The following is a 17,914-nucleotide window of genomic DNA, read 5'->3' as shown; positions in this document are numbered from 1 at the left end:
GTCAGTTATCAGTTATCAGTTATTCAGTGGTGATGGGTAGTTGGTAGTTGGTAGTTGGTAGTTGTCCCCCTTGTCCCCCTTGTCCCCCTTGTCTCCCTTGTCCCCCTTGTCCCCTTGTCCCCTTGTCCCTACTCCCTGCTCCCTACTATTACAGAATTTAAAGTTATGTAGCCTTTTACTGAAGTGGATTCGGACTCTACGGTAAACTAAGCCTTGATTATGAGTCTATGCCAACATAAAACGCTCGTTGGAGTCTTAATTTCCATGTCTCATACCGTTAAAATCTACGATACCTGTATCGGCTGCACTCAGTGCGTGCGGGCTTGCCCGACAGACGTGCTAGAGATGGTTCCTTGGGATGGCTGCAAAGCCGCTCAAATCGCTTCCTCTCCCCGCACGGAAGACTGTGTAGGCTGCAAGCGCTGTGAAACAGCTTGTCCCACCGACTTTTTAAGCATTCGCGTATATCTCGGTGCGGAAACCACTCGCAGCATGGGTCTAGCTTACTAGAGTTTGAGTTAAATTCTCTAGAAGCTAGAAATAAAAAAACAACATTTTGATAGCTAGTACCATTAGACGATTGCCTTTTTTAGCTGCGTGTAACAATCCAGCTGCTTTCGGGAGGGGGGAGAACACAAGCCACCCTCTTTTTTTGATTAGGGAGCAGGGAAAAGAGAGCTGAGGAGGCTGAGGAGGCTGAGGGAGCTGAGGAAGACAAGGGGGAGGGGGGAGACAAGGAAGACAAGGGAGAGGGGGGAGACAAGGAAGACAAGGGAGAGGGGGGAGACAAGGAAGACAAGGGAGAGGGGGGAGACAAGGGAGAAAAAACTACCAACTACCAATTACCACTAATAACTGATAACTATCAACTAAGTAATACTGCTTAATTCTTGCAGGAGCAACACCTGTATGACATAAGTCATCAATTATAGAATAGAGAAATTATTTGTCGATTCAAACTAACCCCGATAGATTAACTTATAAAATCCAAAGAATAGAAGGAGTGAAACATGTGCGGAATTGTAGGCTATATCGGTACTCAAGCAGCAACCGGAATTTTACTGGCGGGTTTAGAAAAGCTAGAGTATCGGGGCTACGATTCTGCCGGAATTGCTACGGTGTGGGAAGGCGAGATTCACCGCGTCCGTGCTAAGGGTAAGTTACGCAACCTCCAATCAAAACTTAACGGACAAGAAATTCCTGGTTTAGTCGGAATCGGACATACACGCTGGGCAACCCACGGAAAACCGGAGGAACACAACGCTCACCCACATTTAGATACTTCAAAACGGGTAGCTGTAGTGCAAAACGGTATTATCGAAAATTATCGAGAGCTACGAGAAGAATTAAAACAGCTGAACTATGAGTTTGTAACTGAGACTGATACTGAAGTTATTCCCAATTTGGTAGCGGAATGTCTGAACCAAATGCGGCAGAGTGGCGAAACTGAAAAATTCTACTCTCCTTTGACGGAAGCAGTGCGGCGAGTCGTGAATCGGTTGGAGGGAGCATTCGCGATCGTGCTTTTGTGTGCCGATTATCCCGATGAAATTGTAGTGGCGCGACAACAAGCGCCCTTGGTGCTTGGTTTCGGGCAAGGGGAGTTTTTCTGTGCTTCAGATATCCCGGCGATTTTACCCTATACTCACGCGATCGTACCGTTGGAAAACGGAGAAATGGCGACTCTTACGCCTTTGGGAATTGAAATTTACAACTTTGCGGGCGATCGCCTTAAAAAACATCCCCATTTGCTCAGCGGTACTGCTGTCACAATGGAGAAACAAGGCTTCCGTCACTTCATGCTCAAAGAAATTTACGAGCAATCGAGTGTCGTGCGGATGGTTTTAGAAACTTACATTAGCAACGATTGGACTGCTGCATCTACCACCAGTCCGATTAATTTGAGCTTACCAGCAGAGTTCTACACCGACTTGGAACAAGTTCAAATTGTGGCGTGCGGTACGAGTTGGCACGCTAGCTTGGTGGGTAAGTATTTACTGGAGCAGTTAGCACAAATTCCCACACAGGTACACTATGCTTCAGAGTTCCGTTACGCGCCGCCGCCTCTGATGCCGAATACGTTGATTGTGGGCGTGACGCAATCTGGTGAAACGGCTGATACGCTGTCGGCGATCGCTATGGATAAGCAACGCCGTGCCGAAAAAACGCCACAATTTCGTCCTCGTCTGTTGGGAATTACCAACCGAATGCAAAGTTCGCTAGCTCGACTAGTAGACTACACGATTGACATTCAGGCTGGAATTGAAATTGGCGTAGCCGCGACAAAAACTTTTATTGCCCAGTTGGTTGCTTTTTATTGCCTCGCCCTCGATCTGGCGTATCGCCGCCAAACTCTATCAGCGACTCAACTAGAGCAAATCATCGGGCAACTGTGGCAACTCCCAGCCCAGATCGAGTCAATTTTGGAACAGCAAGAGCGACAAATTGAAGAACTCGCCCATGAGTTTACCGAGACGCAAGATTTTATTTTCATCGGACGGGGAATTAATTATCCGATCGCGCTGGAAGGGGCGCTGAAATTGAAGGAAATTAGTTACATTCACGCGGAAGGCTATCCAGCGGGAGAGATGAAACACGGACCGATCGCTTTGTTGGATGCCAAAGTCCCTGTCGTGGCGATCGCTATGCCTGGTAGCGTCTATGAAAAAGTTCTTTCTAACGTACAGGAAGCTAAAGCCCGCGACTCGCGCTTAATTGGCGTTGCTCCCATGCACGACGAACACGCCAAGGAAATATTTGACGATACACTCCCCGTCCCAGTTGTGGATGAAATCCTTTCTCCCATTCTCTCTGTAATTCCATTACAGCTACTTGCCTATCACATTGCTGCAAGGCGTGGCTTGGACGTGGATCAACCCCGTAATTTGGCTAAGTCCGTTACCGTAGAATAAAACTTTGAAAAAAGTCGATTTGTGCAAGATATAAATCGACTTCTGAATTTGTCACTATGAAATTAATTCTCGTTCCAAAGTTTGCTCGATCGCCTGTAAAGATTGCTGATTGACCTGCAAACACTTCCATCCTCTATTTGCAGTGATAGTAAAAATTAAACCTCCCTCTCTCAAAGCACTGAGTACTTGCCGCGCTGTATTTTTGTTAATGGCAACTTTTTGAGCAATAGTTTCTACCGTCATCGGTTCTTCACCGCTACAACAGTCAAGTATTTCTAAAGCTAATTGATAAGGTTGAGCTAAATATGGTCGCACAACCTGTTGAAATGGTTGCGGTAAACAGTGACGAAACCAAAGAATAAATTTTGTTGCTGTTTGAATTTTTTCTACACTTTTTTGATTCACTTGCTCTGGTTATCAGTTATCAGTTATCAGTTATTAGTTATCAGTGAGTATTTACAACTAGACCATCTACAAGCAGCAATGCTTTTGTTGCCCAGAAACCGTTTCAATGGCTAGCCACTGGTCACTGGTCACTGAATTGCTCCCTTTTAGGGACAACTTCATCCCTTAGAGGGATATAAGAATTCTATGACTGATGCGAATATCAGTGTATCTACCGAAGGACGGGTAATTGACTGATTATCTCTCACCCGATTTCAGTAAATGTTCGGTGGACTTTGTAATTTATATTGAATTGACTGCGACAAAAACTGTTTTTTCAGGTAATTTTTTAAACTGTTGAGATCGAACTGGTTGAGGTTAAATATGAGTCTAATTCAAGTCGCCTTGGTTGAAGACCACACTCTTACCCGCTTAGGAATGCGGACTGCTCTAGAACAGACTCAGAAAGTAAAAGTGGTTGGCGATGCTGCTAATGCCCATGATGGGTTACAATTGCTGCAAACGACTAAGCCAGACGTGGCGATCGTTGATGTAGGCTTGCCAGATATGGATGGAATTGAATTAACTCGTAAATTCCGCGAGTTTCAAAGTCAAACGCCAGACTGCAAGACTAGAGTTTTGATCCTGACTTTAAACGATCGCGAAGATACTGTTTTAGCTGCTTTTACGGCTGGAGCAGACTCTTACTGTATGAAAGATACCAGTATAGATCAATTGGTCGAAGCGATAGAAGCGACCTACGGCGGTGAAAACTGGATTGATTCGTCAATTGCCCGGATCGTGTTGAAAGAAGTCCGTCCGGTTGGTGCTAAGCCAACGGTGGCGATCGATGCCATAGAGCCAGAATACACTCAAATGCTGGCAGCGACTCCCCTCACCGATCGCGAACTCGACGTGTTAGCGCTGATTGTGGCGGGGCATAGTAATTATGACATTGCCGATAAACTCTACATTACAGTTGGCACTGTCAAAACTCACGTCCGTAATATTCTCAATAAGTTATGCGTCAACGACCGGACGCAGGCGGCTGTACGCGCCCTCAGAGCTGGGTTGGTAGCATAATTTATCCAGAAATGTTATGACGTGTAGAGACGTTACATGTAACGTCTCTACACGTCATGTCTCTATATGTAATAAGTTTCTTGTTTAAAAGGTCTGAAGCCGCGATTGAGGTAGTTGGGCATGGCGGCTGGGTGATCTAAAGTGCAGGTATGCAGCCATATATAATTTTCGGTCAAATCCCAAGCTCGTTCGATCGCTACAGTGAGTAGGTGTTTGCCCAATCCCCGCCCTAAAAATTCGTCGAGAGTACCAAAATAAGCAATTTCTACCGATTTATCTTCGTGTTGTTTTAATTCAAAAAATCCGGCTGGCGCACTCATAGAATACAGAACCCAAATAGAAATGTTGGGTTGTTTGAGATGATTTTTAATTTGAATATCTGTCCAGTTGAGGCGATCGCACCAATGGTATTTACGTCCAACTTCCGTGTAAAGATAGCGATAAAAGGAAGCCGGACATTCAACGACCTGATGAATTTGCAGGCGATCGCTTTCTATTTTGGCAGGTTTTAATTCGTCTGCCGCTGTCATTTTTAAATAGGTACGGGTGACTTCAATTTCTTTTATCATTGGTCGATGAACGGACTTAAATAATTGTAAACGAGAACCCAGCAAGATATTATAAAAGTTATAAACTATATTACATTTTTTAAATGAATTGTATGGGGCAAGTTATAAAATCCACCGACGTGATATTTTCAAATAGATTTATAGCAGTTTTCAGTCACATGAGGTACACAGATCTGTAGGGGGCGCTTTCTCTGTGCGCCCCTACAAATGTAATGCATTAGAATTGGAATTACTATATACAGGTATTAAATACGAGTCTTTGACATCGTTGGCAAAAAATAGTGAAAGTCATATCTTGAAAAGTTTTTTCTTTGTCGGTGGCGTGCTGCTAATTCTTTTTAGTTATTTTGGTTTAAACTATTCTGGCTTTTGTTTCGCAGAAATGCGCTACCTAAGTAACGAAGAAAAAATTAGAGCAGTATTCGATCTCCAAAATAGCCGAGATACATTACCTCTGGACAATGCCCCAGATCCCAAGCACGTCAAGGATAAAAGCTTTGATGGATATAATCTCGCTCACATCAAGTATAAAAGCTTCGATGAGCATATAGCATTGTATCCAGAATGCTGTTCCGTTAATCCTGGCGGCGGTTATGAAGTTCCTCCTGTAAATTTTCTCGATCGCATTTTTGGATATGATTCGGGCGATGTTGTAGTGATTAATTTTCAAGTACGTTATTTAGATGAAAATGGTTTGCTCAAAACAGTAGAAAATCGCTTTGATAACTACTTGCAAAACTGTGGTAAACCTCAATGATAATTTCCTCTCTATTAGTCGATTAGTCACCGATAACTGTTAACGGATATAGCAATTCTCGATTGCGTGCGTGACATTTCTAGGGGCGCACAGAGAAAGCGCCCCTACAGATCGATCGTGTGTTTTACCCAATCGAAAACCGCTATAACCAATTATCGTTTCTTGGTCGATTTAGCCGATCGCGATTTTGTGGCTGCACCATTTTGTGGTGTTTGGCGTTGATTTGCGGCTTGAGTAAGCAGAGATTCAGCAAAGGCGATCGCATCTTGGGCAGATTTACCACCAGCGAGATTTGCTAATTCCTCCCGCCGCGTATCAAAATTATCCAGAGCTGCAACTCTCACAACCGTCCTAATTTCTCCCGATCCCGGTACGGGCGGGTTTGTCTGAATTGTTTGTTTGTCCCCAGGGGTGTCTGATAAACCCGCCCCTACGACTCCCGACTCCGGTACGGGCGGGTTTGCCGGGATTGTTTGTTTGTCCCCAGGCGTGTCTGATAAACCCGCCCCTACAATAACTTGCTTATCTACCCGAAAATGTCGATCTGCCATTGCTGCAACTAGGGGTTGGTGAGTGACGCACAACACTTGGTGACGTTGGCTGAGGTGGTGGAGTTTATCGGCGATCGCTTGAGCGACTCTTCCCGATACGCCAACATCAATTTCATCAAATATCAGCGTTCCCGATGCTTCGGCTTGGGAAAAACAGGCTTTCAGGGCGAGTAAAAATCGACTCATTTCACCCCCAGAGGCGATCGCAATTAAGGGTTGTAATGGTTCGCCAGGATTGGGGCTAAACAGAAAAGAAATTTGGTTGTTTCCGGTGGCTGTAGGGACTGTAGAGGCTATTTCTACCTGAAATTGAACTTTTTCCATCGCCAAGGGTTTGAGTTCTGCAAGAATCTGTGCTTCGAGTTTGGCGGCGGCTTGCTGGCGCAGTTGGGTGAGTCGATCGCATTCCTGCAACAGTCGATCCAGATATTTTCGTTCCTGTTGTTCCAAGGCTTCAATCGATTGTTCGCTATCGTTAAGTTCGGCGAGTTCTGTTTGAATTTTTTGGTAGTAGGCGATCGCTTCTGGGAGAGTACCGTATTTGCGGCACACCAGTTTCAATTCGCGAATGCGGGATTCAACGATTTCTAGCCGCTGCGGATCGGATTCTAAACTTTCTCCATAAGCACCGATCTGCCGTCCTGCTTCCGTGACTGCTGCTAGTGCTTCGCCCACTAAATCGAGGATTGGTTGTAGCTGGATGTCATATTGCACCATATCTGTCAGCGTAGCTTCCGCGTCTGCTAGCAAGTCGGCGCTGGCTTGTCCGTCATTCTCATTTTGATAGAGGACTTGATAGACTTTGTAACTCGACTGTTGTAGTTCTACAACATGGCTGAGGCGTTGGCGTTCCTGTTCCAGTTGTTCTAGTTCGTCTGGTTCGCCCAAACTAGCTGTTTCTAATTCTTTGACTTGATAAGTTAGTAAGTCAATTTGTTGCAACCGCTGGCGATCGGACTGTCGCCGTTTTTCTAAATTAGTTTTAACTTCTTGGTATGCGGTATAGGCAGTTGCGACAACTTCCCGTTGTTGAAAGTGACTTGTACCACCATATAAATCTAGCCATTCTCGTACTTGGGCTGCTTGTCCTACTTGTACGGCTTGCCCTTGGGCAGTAATTTCTACCAAGCGATCGCGTAGTTGTGCCATTTGCTGGCGGTTGACGAGTACCCCATTGACTCGCGATCGGCTGCGGAGGCTATTTTGAGCTACGGTTAACTCGCGACTGCATATTAAGGAATTATCGTCAAGTAGTTCGATTTCTTCTGTAATTAGCCAGTCAGCCAAATCTTTATCCAATCGAAATGTCGCTTCAATCAAGGCGCGATTGGTTCCCGTGCGGATAGCGCGACTATTGACTTTTCCACCCAAAGCTGCATCGATCGCATCCAAAATAATCGATTTACCAGCACCAGTTTCGCCTGTGAGGACATTCAGACCAGTGCCGAATTCCAACTCCAGCTGGTCAATTAAAGCAAAGTTTTCAATCTGGAGGGAGATTAACATGAAGTGCTATATCGTGAGGGCGATCGCATACTTGCCACCTCATGAATTTTAGCCAAGATTGGCAGGGGATTAATAGATCGAGTGGTAATTGGTAGTTGGTGGTTAAAGGTGGGCTGCTAACTTCTGTTACGATAAGTTGCAAATTACAATACGAGTCGAGGAGTGTTGGACGACCTTTGACAAATCTCATCTGGCACAAGTCAATATTGCACGTTTGCTCTTTTGACTTCTCACTTTTAACTTTTGACTTTAATTTAAATGGAAGTCGCTCAGTTAGTTACTGTCTTAATTATCCTGTTACTGGTTGCGACTGGCGTGGCTTTACTATCTCGTTGGTTGCGAATGCCTTACGTTGCAGGTTTAGTATTAGCTGGTTTAGCTATTACCCAACTTTTACCTCAACGTATTGGTTTAGATGCCTCTCTAGTTTTGAATTTGTTTTTGCCAATTCTCCTGTTTGAGGCAGCTATCAATACTGATATTAGCCGTCTGCGTAGCACTGTTAAACCGATTGCTCTCCTAGCAGGACCGGGAGTCGTTATCGCTGCTGGAATTATAGCACTAGTGCTGAAATTCGGACTGGGATTGACTTGGATACCAGCGTTACTAGTTGGAGTGATTTTGGCAAACACGGATACTGTTTCTGTGATTGCCGTCTTCAAAGAAGTGCCAGTACCCTCTCGACTATCCACAATTGTTGAGGGGGAAACTTTATTTAATGATATCCTCACGCTGGTTTTATTTAACTTAGTTTTGAATGTCAATACTACTGGCTCATTCTCAGTTTTGGGTGGATTGCAACAACTTTTTGTGGCGATCGCCGGCAGTATTTTAGTAGGGTTAGGATTGGGCTATTTAAGTACAGGTAGCACGGGTTTGCTAGCTCGATTAGACGATCCACTCAGTAGCATCTTACTAACAGTAGCAGTAGCACTAGGAACCTTTCAAATCGGTCAGGTTTTGGGAGTTTCTGGTGGAGTAGCTGTAGTTGTTGCAGGATTAATTTTCGGCACGATTGGGCTTGCTAGTCATGTATCGGCTTCTAATAAATTAACTTTGTTAAGTTTTTGGGAATGCGCTAGTTTTGCTGTTAACAGCTTCATTTTTCTGCTTATCGGCATAGAAATTGACTTGATAACTCTCTGGCAAACCCTACCTGCCGTACTGCTAGCAGTTTTTGCTTGCCAAGTGGCACGTATTATCTCTGTTTATGGACTGTTAGCTTTAGTGCGTTGGTTCGACCGTCCGGTTCCGTGGCACTGGCAGCACGTTTTATTTTTCGGTAACATCAAAGGATCGCTGTCAATGGCGCTTGCCCTCAGTTTACCAAGTGCATTGGCAGAGAGATCGCAGTTGATTACTTTGGTATTTGGTACGGTTTTGCTGTCTCTAATTGGGCAAGGTTTGAGTTTACCTTGGTTAGTCAAACGTTTACATTTGTCCCCTTTATCCACTTCTCGTCAACAGACTGAACAATTACAAGCACAGTTGATGACGGCTAAAGCAGCACAAGATGAATTAGATAATTTGTTGAGGTCAGGAGTATTACCAAAAGCTGTTTATGAAGAGATGCGATCGGCTTATCAGGTAAGAGTAGCAGGGGCAGAAAAAGCCTTGCGAGAAATCTACAATCGCCGCCCAAATGAGTTAGACGCTACTGTAGGTAATCTCACTAAATTCGATGCTATTCGTCGTCGCTTATTATTAGCAGAAAAAGGAGCGCTGAACGATGCAATCCGCAAGCAAATTCTTTCAGAAGAAATTGCGCGATCGCGCTTGCAAAAGCTTGACGAACAACTACTAAGCCTAGAAGACGATTGACAGTTATCAGGGAGCAGTAAGACTTTACTTCTAATTTTGTTAGCTGATTGTATTTCGCTATTTATTGTTATCTGATTTTATGACTTTACCTGGACTAATAAAAGAAATGCCTTGATGGTAGCCGCTACCAATCATAACTGCTTCAATAATAGGTTCAGAAATTTCTGTTTGAGCTATCCATTCCACAAGAAATTTAGCTCCCGATCCTCCACTCGTATCGGTTGTATCAATGACAAAATCTGTAGAAGCTAGAGCATCAATTTGAATTGGTTGCTCTAAATATTGCCTGACTAACTTTCCATTTGTATCGTAGTAGCGAACAAAGGTAATGACAATAGGATTTGCCAAATCGGTATTACGAATACTAAGGGTAGCTGCTAAATTAAAAGTCTTTTTCCCATCATCGTGATAGATATGAGAGTAGACAGGAACGTAGACAGTTTTACCTGCTACTCTTTTAAAGTTTTCATCTACATTTACTACTTGTTGAGATGAAGTTTTCTGTGGAGAATTAGCTTGTTGCGACGGACTTGGTGACGTACAGGAATACAGAAAAAAAACAGATACAAGTAAGCAAAATAATGGATATATTCTCATGAAAATTAGTTACCGACAACCTTCGATAAAATCGATGACTTGATGTAGCGAACCTGGTTTCGTCACGATTAATACAGTTGAATCCGGTTCTAGTATTGTACTACCATTAGGTATGACTAAATCTTCATGAGGGTGGGCTTGATAACCAATAATTAAAGAGCCTGTAGGAAATCTTCGATCCTGAGCAATTTCGGCAACGCTACGACCGACAACGTAGCAATTATTAGGAAGCGCGAGTTTCAATACTTCAATTTGTCCCTGCTCGAAATGCATCATCGATTCCACTTGGGGATACTCGATCGCATTTACCATTGTAGAGACTGCCAGCTCTACAGTACTAATAATATGATTAGCTCCAGCAAGACGTAGCGGTTCGGCAAAATCGCGGTGACGCATCCGCGCCAAAATATGAGAGACTCCGTAGTGCTTGGCAAGAGTGACCATTGCTAAATTTAAAGCATCCTGACGGAGGACAGCAGCCACAGAGTCAGCTTTGCGAATCCCTGCTTCTAACAACACTTCTGTATTGACTGCACTCCCTTCAAAAGCCATCACCCCCACTTGTTCGCGGGCATAACGACAGGCATTAGGATCGCAATCAATAATTGCAACCGTATGCCCTAACTCTACAAGCTTTTGTGCCAAATTTAGCCCAACTAAGCCCGCGCCGCCAATAAGTATATACATTGCTATATCAAGCTATATACTTCAATTTACAGGCTAGCAGAAATGTTGTATGCCATTAGTCATTCGTTATTTTTGATTGTCAGAGCAAATGTCACGCAAAAACGCTAAGGCGCTAAGAGTACTTTTGCGTCTTTGCGTCTTTGCGCGATCAAAAATAAAGATGGGTAAGAACGGGTATCCTCAACAGCCAACCACCGATAGAATCTCCAAAACTTGCCCGTCATCAGTAGGATTACTTTACTGAACTAAAAAGCGATAATGATGACGTTGGTGCAGTGCGATCGCTATCGGAGTGATAGCAAATTTCTATCTTAAGTCCGGTAGCCTTCGGGTATTGCGACAACTTTTTAGGTAACAAATTGTTACAATAGTTAGCAAACTCACGCCCAAGCGTCACCAAATTCATGAATGTGAAGCAGGTTTCCCCAAATCCTCAGCAGTTGGACAGCCAAACAGGGAACAGTTACGTAGAAGTAACGACAGATAGCCCCGTGACTAGCACAGATGTTGTGCCAAGACACGCTACAGAAATTGGACACAGCTCGATCGAGCCGGAATTTGCATTAAGATACGAACCGGAAGCGATCGCTGCATATTACAGTCGTCGTCCTTTTCAGGTTATTGGGAGAATTTTTGCGGTTCTGCTGCCCTGTTTTTCCTTTGCTTTTGGTTTGTGGTGGGATAAGCAATGGGGACGCAGCTTAAAAATGCAGCAGCGTAGGGCAGTTCAGTTAAGAGAATTGTTGACGCAACTTGGTCCAGCTTATATCAAAATCGGTCAAGCTCTTTCTACTCGCCCCGATTTAGTTCCACCTGGATATTTAGAGGAACTAACACAACTGCAAGATCAGCTACCACCTTTTGATAATGCGATCGCCTACCGTTTCATTCAAGAGGAATTGGGGCAAACTCCCGAAGAAATTTATGCCGAACTGTCTGCCAATCCGATTGCTGCTGCTTCTTTAGGGCAAGTGTATAAGGGTAAGCTAAAGACTGGGGAAGATGTGGCGGTGAAGGTACAGCGCCCAGACTTACGCGATCGCATTACTATTGACTTATATATCATTCGTCGTCTGGCAGCTTGGGCAAACAAAACTTTTAAGCGCATCCGCAGTAACTTAGTCGATATTCTCGACGAGTTTGGATATCGCATTTTTGAAGAAATGGACTACGTTCAGGAGGGCGAAAACGCCGAACGTTTTACCGAATACTACGGGTATTTACCAGATATTTATATTCCTAAAATTTACTGGGAATACACTCAGCGCCGAGTCTTGACGATGGAGTGGATTACCGGAACGAAGCTGACGCAGGTAGAAGCGATTCGCGCCCAAGGAATAGATGCCCAACACATCATTGAAGTTGGGGTGCAGTGTTCGCTGCGTCAGCTATTGGAAAACGGATTTTTCCACGCCGATCCTCACCCAGGGAATTTACTTGCTACGCCCGATGGGAAGTTGGCATATTTAGACTTTGGCATGATGAGCGAGATCAAGCCAGCCCAAAGGTACGGATTGATTGAAGCGATCGTCCACTTGGTAAATCGTGATTTTGACTCTTTAGCACAGGACTATGTGAAACTGGAGTTTTTGACTCCAGATACAGATTTAACACCCATCGTCCCTGCTTTTGCTAAGGTATTTAACGCCGCCTTGGGTGCTAGCGTATCGGAATTAAATATTAAAAGTATTACTGACGAACTGTCGAATTTAATGTATGAATATCCTTTCCGCGTCCCAGCATATTACGCTTTGATCATTCGCTCTCTGGTGACGTTAGAAGGAATTGCCATTCGGATCGAACCTGATTTTAAAGTTCTCAGTGCCGCTTATCCTTACGTTGCAAAGCGTTTGTTGATCGATCCCGCGCCAGAGTTGCGCGCATCATTAAAAGATTTGCTGTTTAAAGAAGGGACGTTCCGCTGGAATCGCTTAGAAAACTTGTTACGCAATGCCCGTGGCAATCAGGACTATGACTTTAATATTGTCTTGAATCAAATGATTGATTTTCTCTCATCCGAACGCGGGGCTTTTATTCGCGATCGCCTGGTAGATGAGATCGTTAAGAGTGTAGATGCTGTGAGTCGAAATACCTTACACGCCGTCACATCCAGGCTGCGAGATACATTCGATCGCGTTCCCTTGGGAAATCGTTTGGCAATGGCAATTCATGAAACTCCAGGTGCTTCTTCCGAGCAACAGCAAACTTTGGAGCATATTAAGCGTATTTGGGGAATTTTACAAGAAACTCGTGGTTTCGACCCGGCACAATTAATTCCGCAATTAACACAGGTGTTGACAAAACCAGAGACTCAAAAGATTGGGCAGCAACTCGCCAGCCAGTTAACGCAAAAGGCGATCGCCCGTTTGTTGCGGGAATTATTAATTACACCAGAAGATAATTACAGCAACGGTTATAAACCAGATGCGCGCGATCGGCTAGTGTTACCACCCGCAAAGGTTTAAAAACAAGGTGGGCATTGCCCACCTTATGACTTACGACTTACGACTTACCCAGGTTCATCTTCCTCTTGTTCTCGCCTCACATTCGTTTCCAAAGCCTGAATTTGTTCTCGTCTAGCTTCCACTTCTAACGCCCGTCGAGATAACTCTTGCGTCTGTAAAGTTAGGGTTTGTCGCCATTTTTCTGCCCGTTCCATTTCTTGTTGCAAAAATAATGGAGTAATGCCACTAGTGAGATAGGTTTGGACTAATTCCATCACCCAATCCGTAGCATTGTGAAGGCTGTAAACTTGGCAGCAATCAGGCGAGAGTTCTGCTAATACCAACAAACCCTCAGCCAGGGTAAAAGGACAGCGATCGCCAATCGTAGTTTCCACATCGAGAATAGCGCTGCGATCGCTTACCAATACCCAAGTATGTTCTGCTTCCTGACTGGCAAGTAGTTTTAAGCCTAACTTACCGGAGATTCCGTACTTGATAATTTGAGCGAGGTAGAACATTGTGAGTGGTGAGTGGTGAGTGAAGAAAGGGTGTGGGGTATGGGGTGTGGGATGTCGGTGGTTGGTAGTTGGTAATTGGTAGTTGCACCTGAAGCCCCTTGTCCCCCTTGTCCCCCTTGTCCCCTTGTCTCTATTTCAACAAACGCAATCGGGCTTGGAGAATTTCAATCTGTTTTTCTGCTTCGGCTAAAGCATCCTTAGCGCCTTGGACGACATCAGCAGGGGCTTTATCAACAAAGGTAGGGTTAGATAGTCGCGCCGAGAGAGATTTGGCTTCAGCTTGGGCTTTACTAAGGCTTTTTTCTAGCTTAGCTTTGAGTACGACAACATCAACAACTCCCGCCAAAGGAATTAGGACTTGTACTGTACCGACAACATCGGCGATCGCAGGTTCTAATGCTGTCTCTAAAGCTGAAGTTATCGTCAGTGACTCGACTTTGGCAAGGTCTTGAATATACAATTCACTACTTGTCAAAATTTGGCGTTCGCGATCGCTTTCACTTTGCATTACCGCTTTTACCTTTACCCCTGGCTTAATTCCTGCTTCCGCCCGTAGGTTGCGCAGGGTACGAATTGCCTCAATTAACAATTCAAATTGCTGCTCTAATTCTGAGTCAATTAGAGTCGCATCTGATTCTGGATATGGTTGTACGGATATACTCTGCCCCTCTTCTGATTGCGTCAGCGTGTGCCAAATTTCCTCAGTAATATGAGGCATAAAGGGATGCAGGAGTTTGAGTATACCTTCTAAAACGTAGGCAAGAGTTTGTTGTGCTACCAGCCGCGACGCTGCGCCCTCGGCATCTTTCTGAAATAGCCGCGATTTGACTAATTCGATATACCAGTCGCAGAAATCGCCCCAGATGAATTCATATAAACCTTTTGCCGCTTCTCCCAATCCGTAATTATCAATGTAATCTGTAGATTGTTTGACCACCTGGTGGTAGCGAGAGAGAATCCAGCGATCGGACAATTGTAGAGACGTTGCGTGCAACGCCTCTACACCTAATTGTTGCGGGGTTTTGCCATCCAAATTCATCATTACAAATCGGGCGGCGTTCCACAATTTATTGGCAAAGTTGCGGGAAGCTTCCACAGAAGCCGATTCATCTTTTTGACGATTGTAATCCAACCGAATATCTTGTCCCGCGCCGACAACTTCTTTCACCAAGGTGTAGCGTAAGGCATCTGTCCCATATTTATCCATTAGTAACAGCGGATCGATCCCATTTCCCGCTGACTTGGACATTTTCTTACCATTTTCATCCAATACCAACCCGTGGATGTAAACATCCTTGAACGGCATCTGTCCGGTAAAATGCCCCCCTAGCATGGTCATTCTTGCCACCCAAAAGAAGATAATGTCAAATCCCGTGACTAGGGTAGCGGTAGGATAGTAAAATTCTAAGTCCTCAGTGCGATCGGGCCAGCCTAAAGTAGAAAAGGGCCATAATCCAGAAGAAAACCACGTATCTAATACGTCTGGGTCTTGCTCCAACTTGACATCCGCACCAAACTGTGCACTAGCTTTTTCCCGTGCTTCTGCTTCGCTTCGTGCGACAACGAACGGCGTATTGTCAGTAATTTCTCCACCTGTCTCGCTGACAGCATACCAGGCGGGAATTTGATGTCCCCACCACAGTTGACGCGAAATACACCAATCTCTTAATTTAACTAGCCAGTCGCGATAAACCTTCGTCCAACGTTGGGGAACGAACTGAGGCGAATTTTGCTCGTCTAGAAATGATAGAGTGCGATCGGCTAAAGGACGAATTTTGACAAACCACTGAGTTGAAAGTAGGGGTTCAATCGGAACCTTACCGCGATCGCTATACGGTACGGCATGTTTGTATTCTTCTACTTTGACGAGAAATCCATCGGCTTCTAACCGTTTGACGACATTTTTACGGGCAACAAATCGATCTTGTCCTTGAAAATCTCCCGCATTTTCATTCAGCGTACCGTCTTTATTCATAATATTAATAAACGGCAGATCGTGACGCTGACCCATCTCAAAATCGTTCGGGTCGTGGGCGGGAGTCACTTTAACGCAACCCGTTCCAAATTCAGGATCGACAAATTCATCGCCAATTACCGGAATTTCTCGCTGCATAATTGGTAAAGTTAGGGTTTTACCAATTAAATGTTTGTAGCGATCGTCATTTGGATTTACCGCGACAGCCGTATCGCCTAACATTGTCTCCGGTCGCGTTGTTGCTACTTCTACAGATCCAGATCCATCAGTTAATGGATAGCGTAAGTGCCATAAATGCCCGTTGACTTCTTTATTTTCTACTTCTAAATCGGATACTGCTGACTGAGTGGCGGGACACCAGTTTACTAAATATTTGCTGCGATAAATTAGTCCTTCTTCGTGAAATCGGACAAACTCTTCTATAACTGCTTTGTTTAAGCCTTCATCCATCGTGAAGCGTTCCCGCGACCAATCTACGGAAACTCCCAAGCGGCGCAGTTGACCGACAATTGTACCCTTAGATGAGTCTTTCCACTGCCAAGCGCGTTCGAGAAATTTCTCCCGTCCGAGTTCGTAGCGGGTTTTGCCTTCTGCTTGCAGTTGCTTTTCCAAAATTGTGTGAACTGCAATACTGGCGTGGTCGGTTCCAGGGAGATATAGGGCATTGTATCCCTTCATGCGATGGTAGCGGATCAGGGAATCTATCAGCGTGTTATCGAAGGCGTGACCCATGTGGAGGCTACCAGTCACGTTTGGAGGAGGAATGACGATGCAGTAGGGTTCCCCGCCGCGCTGGGGGTCTGCTTTATACACTTGGTTGTCTTCCCAAAACTTTTGCCACTTGGCTTCAGTGGTGAAGGGGTCGTAGAGGCTAGGCAGGTTAGGAATGGTTGCTGTCATGTCGGGAAGACGGAATGCAGTGAATTATTTAATATTTTGCCATAGCGCAAGGTGGAGGTAGAACAAGTACTGTGATTCGTCATTCGTCATTCGTCTTTGGTGAATACAGCTGATTCTTAGCCTTTCTAAATTTTAATGTCTGCGAGGAGAACGATCGCTCTAATTATCTATTGCTATCGATCTCTAACATCCTTGAGTCACGAATTGAGCTACTGGTTCTAATAATTTATTCTCTTTTGCAGGTGAAGATAAAAATAATGTGAGACTGGAGACATTAGCATGACTTGCCGACTCGATAAGTAAGTCGAGTTTTCCATCCCTATCTAAATCGCCTGCCCAAAAAACTGAGGGAGGTTTGCGATCGCTGGGTAGTTCGTTATTACTATAATGATGTTTAAATTCTTGTAAATTTTGATTAATAGAAGAATTATCAGAAACCGAAAAAATATATTTCTTAGTTTTAGTGTTACTCTGACGTTCAAATGAAAATTCTTTATTTTCGAGATTTTGTTTATCTTCAATTGCTATCTGATAGTCACTATCTATTGCGCTATTCAAACTCAGATTGAGAACTTTGTTAGGAGTCAAATACTGCTGCTCTGAAAACACAGTTTTAACTATCCCTGGCTTGAGATAAGCTGTACCTTTAACTAAAAAAATAGGTTGACTTTTTTGGTTGGTGATAACTTTTTTTCCAGTTTTTTTCGTTTCATCTAAGTCGATAACGTAATCGCGAACGGTATTCACCATAATCTTTGTTGGTAATAACTCAAAACCTTTTGGTGTAGCAAACAGTCCCAGCCATTGTTCTCCCGATTTTGCTTGAACTTCATTTCCATGAAATTCACCTATTGTTTGTAGTTTCAGTGGATACGATTTAGGATAGGTAGTTTTTAGCAATGAAGTAGATGTCTGTTGCTGGGAAGACTGGCTAGAGATCGATACATCAGGTTTGCGATCGCTACACGATCCTAAAAAAACTAGGCAAAATATTGGCATCGTTCTAACTGCCTTATAGCTCGACCAATCTCTTTGTCTATTTGGCATAATTTTTAACATCGTAATTCTTTACTGAAAATTGAGGAAAAAGACTAAAGGTAGATACTTAGTAACTGCAAGCAAGAGCGATCGCCTACAAGTACCATATATTACCTGCCGCGATCGCACTGACTCAAAACCACGATTATTTGTATGAATTTATACTTTTTTT

At 44.2% G+C, this 17,914-nt stretch carries 14 protein-coding genes; 6 read left to right on the top strand and 8 right to left on the bottom strand.

Annotated elements, in window-relative coordinates:
- The first annotated feature begins 264 nt into the window (after positions 1-264).
- Both psaC and glmS read left to right on the top strand, forming a co-directional pair.
- Positions 265-510 (top strand): photosystem I iron-sulfur center protein PsaC, encoded by a 246-nt coding sequence (gene psaC, locus DSM107010_RS15060; RefSeq protein ID WP_012411495.1) that lies wholly within the window; start codon positions 265-267, stop codon positions 508-510.
- Between the two features lie 500 nt (positions 511-1,010).
- Complete coding sequence (gene glmS / locus DSM107010_RS15050; RefSeq protein WP_015152873.1) at positions 1,011-2,912, top strand: glutamine--fructose-6-phosphate transaminase (isomerizing); 1,902 nt, start codon at positions 1,011-1,013, stop codon at positions 2,910-2,912.
- Positions 2,913-2,966: 54 nt separating this feature from the next.
- Here the strand turns inward: glmS and DSM107010_RS15045 are convergent, their stop codons facing one another.
- Positions 2,967-3,317 carry a winged helix-turn-helix domain-containing protein gene (locus DSM107010_RS15045; RefSeq protein ID WP_015152872.1) on the bottom strand — a complete coding sequence of 117 codons (351 nt, stop codon included), beginning with the start codon at positions 3,315-3,317 and terminating at the stop codon, positions 2,967-2,969.
- A gap of 363 nt (positions 3,318-3,680) precedes the next feature.
- Here DSM107010_RS15045 and DSM107010_RS15040 point away from each other — a divergent pair, with 363 nt between their 5' ends.
- The gene (locus tag DSM107010_RS15040; RefSeq protein WP_015152871.1) at positions 3,681-4,379 is read left to right on the top strand and encodes a response regulator; all 699 of its coding nucleotides are present in this window, start codon (positions 3,681-3,683) and stop codon (positions 4,377-4,379) included.
- Positions 4,380-4,441: 62 nt separating this feature from the next.
- On the opposite strand, the gene DSM107010_RS15035 is transcribed toward DSM107010_RS15040, so the two are convergent.
- Complete coding sequence (locus DSM107010_RS15035) at positions 4,442-4,948, bottom strand: GNAT family N-acetyltransferase (protein ID WP_127023282.1); 507 nt, start codon at positions 4,946-4,948, stop codon at positions 4,442-4,444.
- Positions 4,949-5,141: 193 nt separating this feature from the next.
- On the opposite strand from DSM107010_RS15035, the gene DSM107010_RS15030 reads away from it, so the two are divergent.
- Positions 5,142-5,705, top strand: a complete 564-nt coding sequence (locus tag DSM107010_RS15030; RefSeq protein WP_106167723.1) for a hypothetical protein — start codon at positions 5,142-5,144, stop codon at positions 5,703-5,705.
- A 152-nt stretch (positions 5,706-5,857) separates the two neighbouring features.
- Here DSM107010_RS15030 and recN read toward each other — a convergent pair whose 3' ends face one another.
- A complete protein-coding gene (gene recN, locus DSM107010_RS15025) occupies positions 5,858-7,762 on the bottom strand; it encodes a DNA repair protein RecN (RefSeq protein WP_015152868.1) in 1,905 nt (634 codons plus the stop codon).
- Between the two features lie 258 nt (positions 7,763-8,020).
- Between recN and DSM107010_RS15020 the strand changes: the two genes are divergently transcribed.
- Positions 8,021-9,583, top strand: coding sequence for a cation:proton antiporter (locus DSM107010_RS15020; RefSeq protein ID WP_106167722.1), 1,563 nt, complete (start codon positions 8,021-8,023; stop codon positions 9,581-9,583).
- 57 nt (positions 9,584-9,640) lie between these two features.
- Here DSM107010_RS15020 and DSM107010_RS15015 read toward each other — a convergent pair whose 3' ends face one another.
- Positions 9,641-10,180 carry a DUF3124 domain-containing protein gene (locus tag DSM107010_RS15015; protein WP_106167721.1) on the bottom strand — a complete coding sequence of 180 codons (540 nt, stop codon included), beginning with the start codon at positions 10,178-10,180 and terminating at the stop codon, positions 9,641-9,643.
- A gap of 9 nt (positions 10,181-10,189) precedes the next feature.
- Complete coding sequence (locus DSM107010_RS15010; protein WP_015152865.1) at positions 10,190-10,867, bottom strand: potassium channel family protein; 678 nt, start codon at positions 10,865-10,867, stop codon at positions 10,190-10,192.
- Positions 10,868-11,271: 404 nt separating this feature from the next.
- Between DSM107010_RS15010 and DSM107010_RS15005 the strand changes: the two genes are divergently transcribed.
- A complete protein-coding gene (locus DSM107010_RS15005) occupies positions 11,272-13,332 on the top strand; it encodes an ABC1 kinase family protein (protein WP_106167720.1) in 2,061 nt (686 codons plus the stop codon).
- A gap of 44 nt (positions 13,333-13,376) precedes the next feature.
- Here DSM107010_RS15005 and DSM107010_RS15000 read toward each other — a convergent pair whose 3' ends face one another.
- The 3 genes from DSM107010_RS15000 to DSM107010_RS14990 all read right to left on the bottom strand — a co-directional run bounded on the left by DSM107010_RS15000 (position 13,377) and on the right by DSM107010_RS14990 (position 17,751).
- Positions 13,377-13,829, bottom strand: coding sequence for a hypothetical protein (locus DSM107010_RS15000; RefSeq protein ID WP_106167719.1), 453 nt, complete (start codon positions 13,827-13,829; stop codon positions 13,377-13,379).
- A gap of 130 nt (positions 13,830-13,959) precedes the next feature.
- Complete coding sequence (locus DSM107010_RS14995; protein ID WP_106170957.1) at positions 13,960-16,704, bottom strand: valine--tRNA ligase; 2,745 nt, start codon at positions 16,702-16,704, stop codon at positions 13,960-13,962.
- Between the two features lie 183 nt (positions 16,705-16,887).
- Positions 16,888-17,751, bottom strand: coding sequence for an FG-GAP repeat domain-containing protein (locus DSM107010_RS14990; protein ID WP_127023279.1), 864 nt, complete (start codon positions 17,749-17,751; stop codon positions 16,888-16,890).
- Positions 17,752-17,914 lie beyond the last annotated feature (163 nt).

The organism is Chroococcidiopsis cubana SAG 39.79, assembly GCF_003991895.1.
Classification (GTDB): domain Bacteria; phylum Cyanobacteriota; class Cyanobacteriia; order Cyanobacteriales; family Chroococcidiopsidaceae; genus Chroococcidiopsis; species Chroococcidiopsis thermalis.
The sequence above is the reverse complement of the archived record's forward strand: the minus strand, read 5'-3'. Positions and strand labels throughout refer to the sequence as shown.

Bases quoted from the DNA above. Each gene is read 5' to 3' on its own strand.
- psaC (WP_012411495.1), top strand. From the start codon at position 265: ATGTCTCATACCGTTAAAATCTACGATACCTGTATCGGCTGCACTCAG.
- glmS (WP_015152873.1), top strand. From the start codon at position 1,011: ATGTGCGGAATTGTAGGCTATATCGGTACTCAAGCAGCAACCGGAATT.
- DSM107010_RS15040 (WP_015152871.1), top strand. From the start codon at position 3,681: ATGAGTCTAATTCAAGTCGCCTTGGTTGAAGACCACACTCTTACCCGC.
- DSM107010_RS15035 (WP_127023282.1), bottom strand. From the start codon at position 4,948: ATGATAAAAGAAATTGAAGTCACCCGTACCTATTTAAAAATGACAGCG.
- recN (WP_015152868.1), bottom strand. From the start codon at position 7,762: ATGTTAATCTCCCTCCAGATTGAAAACTTTGCTTTAATTGACCAGCTG.
- DSM107010_RS15020 (WP_106167722.1), top strand. From the start codon at position 8,021: ATGGAAGTCGCTCAGTTAGTTACTGTCTTAATTATCCTGTTACTGGTT.
- DSM107010_RS15015 (WP_106167721.1), bottom strand. From the start codon at position 10,180: ATGAGAATATATCCATTATTTTGCTTACTTGTATCTGTTTTTTTTCTG.
- DSM107010_RS15010 (WP_015152865.1), bottom strand. From the start codon at position 10,867: ATGTATATACTTATTGGCGGCGCGGGCTTAGTTGGGCTAAATTTGGCA.
- DSM107010_RS15005 (WP_106167720.1), top strand. From the start codon at position 11,272: ATGAATGTGAAGCAGGTTTCCCCAAATCCTCAGCAGTTGGACAGCCAA.
- DSM107010_RS15000 (WP_106167719.1), bottom strand. From the start codon at position 13,829: ATGTTCTACCTCGCTCAAATTATCAAGTACGGAATCTCCGGTAAGTTA.
- DSM107010_RS14995 (WP_106170957.1), bottom strand. From the start codon at position 16,704: ATGACAGCAACCATTCCTAACCTGCCTAGCCTCTACGACCCCTTCACC.
- DSM107010_RS14990 (WP_127023279.1), bottom strand. From the start codon at position 17,751: ATGCCAAATAGACAAAGAGATTGGTCGAGCTATAAGGCAGTTAGAACG.